The organism is Geobacter grbiciae (genome assembly GCF_018531165.1).
Taxonomy (GTDB): Bacteria; Desulfobacterota; Desulfuromonadia; order Geobacterales; family Geobacteraceae; genus Geobacter; species Geobacter metallireducens.
The window spans coordinates 1-3,186 of sequence record NZ_JAHDIW010000037.1; the positions used below are offsets into that span (position 1 = coordinate 1).

Genomic DNA, 3,186 nt, shown 5'->3' on the forward strand with positions numbered 1-3,186 from the left:
TGAACGGTGGCGTTGGTGCTCTGGTGGCAGGTGGCGCAGGTGGAGGTCCGGTTCGTGTGCTCGTAAACCACTCCCTGAGTGTGGCACCCTGCGCAGTCCGCAGGCGTTACCACCATGTTGTGCTGGGCTACGTGATCAAAACCAACGTGGCAGGAAGTACAGGTGACCACGACCCCTGTCTTTGCGGAAAGTATAGTCTGTTGCACCGTGACATTAACGCTGCTGTGACAGGTATAGCAGGTGGACGTGCGGGAAAGATGCTCGTTCACCACACCAAGGTTATGGCACTGGGCGCAACTGACATCGGCCATGGCATTATTGTGATTGGTCTTGGGGTTCATGGTCGCATGACAGACACTGCAGTCCCGGACCACAACGGGCGTATTGGCGCCGGAAGCGTCCACAACTATCTGGTGACAGTCAAGGCATTGTTTACCGCGCTCAGCGATCAGTTGATGGTGTCGTCCCTGGTGAATCAGGTCGCCATGACATGCAATGCAATCGCGAACCACAACAGGAGTCTGACTTCCGGACGGACCAACCATCTGGTGGCAGTCAAGACATTGCTTTCCTAGACTGAGCAGCGCATGGTGCCGGTCCGCGGTTTTCCCCTGCGCATCGTTATGACACCCCCTGCAATTGTTCTCAACAAGCGCATGGGCCTCGGGCTGCATAATCGGCACGAACAGGAACAGTGCCAGCAGCGCAAAAACGGTCAGGCGCCCCCTTTCAGAGCCATCTTCAGTCTTCATCTTTTTCCCCTTTCAACTCCGTGACACAGCCTTTTACACGACCAACGAGAAGAATCAAGCCCCAACCATTGATTAACGAATATTAGTTATTTGTGACACATATTGCAAGAAGTACAAAAAAGGCGGCACCGTATCTGCCGCCTTGAGTAGGTTATGGAGTTCGTCCACTATGACCTCTTCTGTTGAGTTTTTTCAGTGAGGCCGGGGGAAGGCTCCCCCGGCCATTCTCTCTTGAAACAAACTCAATTGCACTCTACCAGGTTTCGCCCCCTGATATGGAACCATGCTCACCGCAGTTGGTGCTGCAGCTGGACGTACCGTACGTTCCCGAGGCGGCCTTCTTGAAGGCGGTGACGTGAGGCATCTCGCCTCCCTTGCCGTCGCCCGAGTAACGGGCAGGCAGGCCGGGGGTGGCTGTCCCAATGAGCCGCGACACCTTGCCGCCATGGGGCACCCGAATATGACAGTCGATACACTTGACGCCGCTATGGTCACCGGTGGTGTGAACCTCGCCTGCCCCGGAGAAGTTGTGACAGTTCCAGCAGAACGACATGGAGTTGTTGTTCATCGTCTGGAAGGTGCCGGTGGTAACCCCGGCCACAGTGTAGGGCCATGCCTTGTTGGTCCCCTTCAGGGACCAGGTGATTCCCGCCCCCTGAATACCGGTATCGACGAAGTCGTGGCAGTCGGCGCAGGTCATAGTCTGGTTTCCGACATTCAGCCACGGCGCCTTCATTTCCGTTGTTTTCAGGGCGCGCGGTGCGGGGGAGCCGGTCTGGTTGTTGAGGGTGACGATGACCGGGTGGGCGGACCGGTTGGTGGGGCTGAACTCCCAGGCCTGATCCGTCAGGTTGAGCCCGGAAGGACCAACAACACCAGACGTGGCATTGGTTGTGGCGCCAAGGCCGTTGGAGGAGTGGCACTTGACGCAGAGTTGGTACATCTTGGCTGCCGGCGTTGCCGGGGTATAGCTGGTCGCTCCGGTCCACGTCGTGGTGCCGTAGCCCGGCTCAACCCCGTTATACGTGGAGTAGTTCGCCGCGTAGCCGGGATGTTTCTGGGCATGGGACTGCGACCCGTGGCAGTTGGAGCAGGCGTACTGTTGGCCGGCTACCCCGGCAGCGATAGTGTCCTTCACGGCGGTTGCCATGCCGTCGGTTGCCGGGATGTCGTGGCAGGTCTGGCAGACGGTGGCGGCAAAGCCGCCGTGCTGGGTTACCAGGTTTACTTTATGGCAGTAGGAGCAGTTCCCCTGCCCAACCGCGGCGGTGTGTCCCGCCATGGCCGGAGCCGCCATGGCGAGGAGCGCGGCTGTAGTGATGACGATGCGCTTCATTTCTTTCCTCCATTCGGTTCGCTGGATTCTGTTCACGTCACACCTCCCTTACTGGACCTGGAAGGCGCCCTCGGCAACGTAGAGGCTGCTCGAGGAGGGAGCGACACGGAATTTCATCCAGCCGTAGCCGTTCATCCGCTGGGCGATGGAGGTGACGTCGATATCCTTCCACCCGGTGCTGCTCGTGCTGTAGCTCGTGTAGTAGCGGGTGTTCACCGAGGTCCCGTTAGACTGGTACGGGTAAATCCTCAGGGTCCGCGAGGAGCTGATGGAGGAGACGTACACCCGCAGCACCACCTTGGTGGCGGTCAAGGCGTCGCGGTTCAGTTTCATGGCGATGACGTAGTTGCTGCCGCTGCTGCCATACTGCAGCAGGTAGCGGTCGGTGGTGTTGCCGTCGCGGAAGTTGGCGGTGACATCGCTGCTGTTGCTGTCCGAGGAGGTGACGGAGTAGAGCCGCTGCATGGACAGAACCTGGTCGGCAAAGACCGAGCTGCTGGTCGGGGCCGCTTGGACCGTGACGATGACGGTATCGCTGGCGGTGGCCCCGGCGTTGTCGGTGACGGTCAGAGTCGCGGTGTAGGTGCCGGCCGTGGTGTAGGTCTTGGTGGCGCTGGCGCCGCTGCCGGTGGTGCCGTCGCCGAAGTTCCAGGCGTAGGAGGCGATGGTGCCGTCGGGATCGGTGCCGCTGCCGGTGAAGGTGACCGCCTGGTTGACCCCAACCGTCACGTCGGCGCCGGCGTTGGCGGTCGGCGGCAGGTTGTTGCCGGCTACGGTGTGGCAGGCGTTGCAGCTCTGCTGGATGCCGGCCATGCCGTCGTTGATGACCTTGACCACCGTGGCGTTGGTGCTGGTGTGGCAGGCGGTGCAGTAGACCATTTTCTCTTCATGGGCGGCGATGAAGCCGGTCTGGTCGATGAGGCTGATTTTGTCATGCTGGCCGGCATGGTTACCGAAGCCGCCGATGGCGTTGTGACAGTCGGCACAGACTACCGGCTGACCGCCGAGACCTTTCTGGACGGCCGCGGTTATGGCCGTGTTGGTGCTGGCGTGGCAGGCGGCGCACTGGAAGCCCCGCTGGGCGTGCAGGTCGGTCAG

2 protein-coding genes and 1 pseudogene are annotated in these 3,186 nt (G+C 60.5%); all 3 read right to left on the bottom strand.

The window, feature by feature from the left end; translation table 11 throughout:
- Positions 1-752 (bottom strand): annotated as a pseudogene (locus tag KJB29_RS18970) (PKD domain-containing protein); the annotation flags it as partial.
- Between the two features lie 253 nt (positions 753-1,005).
- Positions 1,006-2,088 carry a hypothetical protein gene (locus KJB29_RS18975; protein WP_004514788.1) on the bottom strand — a complete coding sequence of 361 codons (1,083 nt, stop codon included), beginning with the start codon at positions 2,086-2,088 and terminating at the stop codon, positions 1,006-1,008.
- A gap of 48 nt (positions 2,089-2,136) precedes the next feature.
- Positions 2,137-3,186, bottom strand: a 1,050-nt coding sequence (locus KJB29_RS18980) for a PKD domain-containing protein (RefSeq protein WP_215735878.1), incomplete at its 5' end; no start/stop codon positions are given.